This is a genomic window from Streptomyces sp. KR55 (genome assembly GCF_052245645.1).
In the GTDB taxonomy this organism is placed as follows: Bacteria; Actinomycetota; Actinomycetes; order Streptomycetales; family Streptomycetaceae; genus Streptomyces; species Streptomyces flavusporus.
On record NZ_JBQQCE010000658.1, the window covers coordinates 1 to 3,985 of the forward strand.

Annotated in this window: 5 protein-coding genes; 3 read left to right on the forward strand and 2 right to left on the reverse strand. The window is 71.5% G+C overall.

The genetic code is table 11. The annotated features are described in order from the left end of the window. The 3 genes from ACTWQJ_RS47730 to ACTWQJ_RS47740 all read left to right on the forward strand — a co-directional run. Positions 1-635: PP2C family protein-serine/threonine phosphatase (locus ACTWQJ_RS47730; protein ID WP_443312624.1), on the forward strand; the 635-nt coding region annotated here is incomplete at its 5' end. 31 nt (positions 636-666) lie between these two features. Further along, complete coding sequence (gene hemW / locus ACTWQJ_RS47735; RefSeq protein ID WP_443312625.1) at positions 667-1,899, forward strand: radical SAM family heme chaperone HemW; 1,233 nt, start codon at positions 667-669, stop codon at positions 1,897-1,899. A 100-nt stretch (positions 1,900-1,999) separates the two neighbouring features. Beyond that, positions 2,000-2,578: a Uma2 family endonuclease gene (locus ACTWQJ_RS47740; protein ID WP_443312626.1), complete on the forward strand. Its 579-nt coding sequence runs from the start codon at positions 2,000-2,002 to the stop codon at positions 2,576-2,578. Here ACTWQJ_RS47740 and ACTWQJ_RS47745 read toward each other — a convergent pair. Next, entirely contained in the window at positions 2,556-3,422 is an 867-nt protein-coding gene (locus ACTWQJ_RS47745) for a DUF3097 domain-containing protein (RefSeq protein ID WP_443312627.1), read from the reverse strand. The two genes, ACTWQJ_RS47740 and ACTWQJ_RS47745, sit on opposite strands and share 23 nt — an antisense overlap. Positions 3,423-3,456: 34 nt before the next feature. Then, positions 3,457-3,985 (reverse strand): MBL fold metallo-hydrolase (locus tag ACTWQJ_RS47750; RefSeq protein ID WP_443312628.1); only part of this gene is annotated, 529 nt, incomplete at its 5' end.

Below are 3,985 nucleotides of genomic sequence, written 5' to 3' on the forward strand. Positions count from 1 at the left end.
GCCGCTGGTGCTTCGCCGTCGGCGATGTCCAGGGCAAGGGTCCCGAGGCCGCCGTCGTCATCGGCCTGGCCCGCCCCTGGCTGCGGCTGCTGGCCCGCGAGGGCTACCGCGTCGCCGATGTCCTCGACCGCCTCAACCAGCTCCTCCTCGACGACGCCACGGAGGCCGCGGACGCGGCCGCCCGCGCCCTGGTGGGCCCGGTCGGCCCCAGCGACGGCCCGCAGACCCGCTTCCTGTCCCTCCTCTACGGCGAGCTGGTCCCCTTCGACGGCGGCGTCCGCTGCACCCTCGCCTCCGCCGGACACCCCCTGCCGCTGCTCCTCGACTCCGACGGCGACGTCCGTACGGCCGCGCAGCCGCAGACCCTCCTAGGGGTCGTCGAGGACGAGACGTACACGAGTGAGACGTTCGAGCTGCGGCCCGGCGACAGCCTGCTGTGCGTCACGGACGGCGTGACCGAGCGGCGCTGCGGCTCCCGCCAGTTCGACGACGGGGACGGGCTGGCGACGGCACTGGCCGGCTGCGCGGGGCTGAGCGCCGAGCTGATCGCGGAGCGGATCAATCGGCTGGTGCAGGAGTTCGGCGGGCGCCCGCCGGAGGACGACCTGGCGCTGCTGGTCCTGCAGGCGGAGTAGTACGTCGTCCGGGTGCTGGACAATGGAGGACATGCCTTCCGCACTCCCCGACGGCGAGCCCGTCCCCGACGACGGCGCGCTGCCCGCGCCCGCGCTCGCCGGGGCCGCGGACCGCCCCCTCGGGTTCTACCTGCACGTCCAGTACTGCGCGACCCGCTGCGGCTACTGCGACTTCAACACCTACACGGCGACCGAGCTGCGCGGCACGGGCGGCGTCCTCGCCTCCCGCGACAACTACGCCGACACCCTGATCGACGAGATCCGCCTGGCCCGCAAGGTCCTCGGCGACGACCCGCGCGAGGTCCGCACGGTCTTCGTCGGGGGCGGTACGCCGACCCTGCTGGCGGCCGACGATCTCGTACGGATGCTTGGGGCGATCCGCGACGAGTTCGGGCTGGCGGCGGACGCGGAGGTCACGACGGAGGCGAACCCGGAGTCGGTGGACCCTGCATACCTGGCGGTGCTCCGGCAGGGCGGGTTCAACCGGATCTCCTTCGGGATGCAGAGCGCGAAACAGCATGTGCTGAAGGTCCTGGACCGCACGCACACGCCGGGCCGTCCGGAGGCCTGCGTCGCGGAGGCCCGTGCGGCGGGCTTCGAGCACGTCAACCTCGACCTGATCTACGGCACGCCCGGCGAGTCGGACGACGACTGGCGGGCGTCGCTGGACGCCGCCCTGGGCGCCGGCCCGGACCACATCTCGGCATACGCCCTGATCGTCGAGGAGGGCACACAGCTCGCCCGCCGGATCCGCCGCGGCGAGGTCCCCATGACCGACGACGACGTCCACGCCGACCGTTACCTGATCGCGGAGCAGCGGCTGTCCGAGGCCGGCTTCGACTGGTACGAGGTGTCCAACTGGGCCACGTCCGAATCCGCCCGCTGCCTGCACAACGAGCTGTACTGGCGCGGCGCGGACTGGTGGGGCGCGGGTCCTGGCGCCCACAGCCACGTGGGGGGTGTGCGCTGGTGGAACGTGAAGCATCCCGGCGCGTACGCGGCGGCGCTGGCGGCGGGACGGTCGCCGGGGGCCGGGCGTGAGGTCCTGTCCGACGAGGACCGCCGGGTGGAGCGCATCCTGCTGGAGCTGCGGTTGCGGGAGGGGGTGCCGTTGTCGCTGCTGCGGGAGACGGGGCTGGCGGCGTCGCGCCGGGCGCTGTCGGAGGGGCTCCTCCAGGAGACGCCGTACGAGGAGGGCCACGCGGTGCTGACGCTGCGGGGGCGGTTGTTGGCGGATGCGGTGGTCAGGGATCTGGTGGACTGATCACTCCGGCGGGTGAATCGGTGCGGAGCGCCGGTTCGGTCCCTACCCTGATTCGTAGGCTGCCGCTAAAAGTACGCGGCGGATGTGGAGGGCCACGGAGATGACCGCTGTGGACGAGCGTGGGATGACCAAGTACTTCGAGGAGCTCGAGCCTCCCGAGGGCGTGAGGGTCGAGCTTCTCCGGGGGGAAATCGTGATGATGGCCAGCCCTGATCTGGTGCACAACATGTGCGTGGAAGACGTGCTGGACCAGATCCCGCGCAAGCGATGGTCTCGCCTGCAGACTCAGGATGTCGACATCATCGACGAGGCCAGCGAGCCTGTGCCGGACTTGGTGGTCCTGAAGCGCGAGGCCAGGCCCGAATCGGGCCGTCTGCTGCCGTCCCAGTTGATCACGCTGGTGGTCGAGGTCGTGTCCAAGACCAGCGTCATTCGGGACTACACCATCAAACGGTCGATCTACGCCGCCGGCAAGGTCCCCGCCTACCTCATCGTCGACCCGATCATGGCGCACTGCGTCCTGCTGACGAAGCCCGTTGGAGAGGGAGAGGACGCCGACTACCAGGTGCAGCAGATCACGAAGTTCGGGGCCCCGCTTCCGCTGGAACCCCTCGGCATCGAGCTGGACACGACGGAATTCGGCACCTTCAAGGGCGTCAAGCCCCACCGCTATCCGTGACGAAGTCGATCAGCTCCTCCACCCTCCCCAACAACTCCGGCTCCAGATCCCGGTAAGATCGCACCCGCCCCAGAATCCCCTGCCAAGCCGCTCCGGTGTTTTCCGGCCACCCCAGCGCCCGGCACACGCCCGTCTTCCAGTCCTGCCCGTGCGGCACCCGCGGCCACTGCGTGATCCCCAGCGACGACGGCTTCACCGCCTGCCAGATGTCGATGTACGGGTGGCCGACCACCAGGGCGTGCTCGCTCGTCACCGACTCCGCGATGCGCCACTCCTTCGTGCCCGGCACCAGGTGGTCCACCAGGACGCCGAGCCGGGCGTCGGGGCCGGGGGCGAAGGCGTCGACGATCGACGGCAGGTCGTCGATGCCCTCCAGATACTCCACGACGACGCCCTCGATGCGCAGGTCGTCGCCCCAGACCTTCTCGACCAGCTCGGCGTCGTGCCGGCCCTCCACGTAGATGCGCCCGGCACGGGCCACACGCGCGCGTGCGCCGGGGACGGCGACCGAACCGGATGCCGTACGGGTGGGGCGTACCGGAGCCGAAGCAGGCCTCACCAACGTCACCACCCGGCCCTCCAGCAGAAACCCGCGTGGCTCCAGCGGAAACACCCGGTGCTTGCCGAAGCGGTCCTCCAGGGTGACCGTGCCCGCCTCGCAGCGGATCACCGCGCCGCAGAAACCGGTGCCGGGCTCCTCGACCACCAGGCCGGGCTCGGCCGGGACCTCCGGGACGGGCTTGGGCTTCTTCCACGGCGGGGTCAGGTCCGGAGAGTACGAACGGGGGTGCGGGTCCGAAGGGCCCTTGTTGGAGGGGTGGTGGCGGGAGACGGGCGGGCGCATTCGGATGACGATAGGAGAAGTCGGCGGGCGGCGCCTATGACACGCCGAAACGCGTCGCCAGGGCGTCGCGCTGGCGCCGTACGAACGCCGCGTCCACCACCGCTCCGTGTCCGGGCACGTACAGCGCGTCCGCGCCGCCGAGGTCGAGCAGGTGGTCCAGGGCGGCGGGCCAGTGGGACGGTACGGCGTCGGGGCCCGCCTGCGGTTCGCCGGACTCCTCGACCAGGTCGCCGCAGAACACCACCTCGGGGTCGCCGGGGACCAGCACGACGAGGTCGTGGGCGGTGTGGGCGGGACCCACGTTGGCCAGCAGGACCTGGCGGTCGGGGCCCAGGTCGAGGGTCCACTCGCCGCTGACATGATGCCGCGGCGGCACCAGGGTGTCGGCCGCCTCCTGCGCCGTATCCGCGTCGAGGCCGTTGTGGACGGCGTCCGCGCGCAGTTCCTCGCGGCCGCGCCGCCCGCCGAGCACGGCGTCCACACCGACCGCACCGAACACCTCCGCACCCGCGAACGCGGCCGCCCCGAAGACATGGTCGAAGTGGGGATGGGTGAGCGCGAGA

Excerpts from the sequence above, each read along its gene's own strand:
- hemW (WP_443312625.1), top strand. The coding sequence starts at position 667 with ATGCCTTCCGCACTCCCCGACGGCGAGCCCGTCCCCGACGACGGCGCG.
- ACTWQJ_RS47740 (WP_443312626.1), top strand. The coding sequence starts at position 2,000 with ATGACCGCTGTGGACGAGCGTGGGATGACCAAGTACTTCGAGGAGCTC.
- ACTWQJ_RS47745 (WP_443312627.1), bottom strand. The coding sequence starts at position 3,422 with ATGCGCCCGCCCGTCTCCCGCCACCACCCCTCCAACAAGGGCCCTTCG.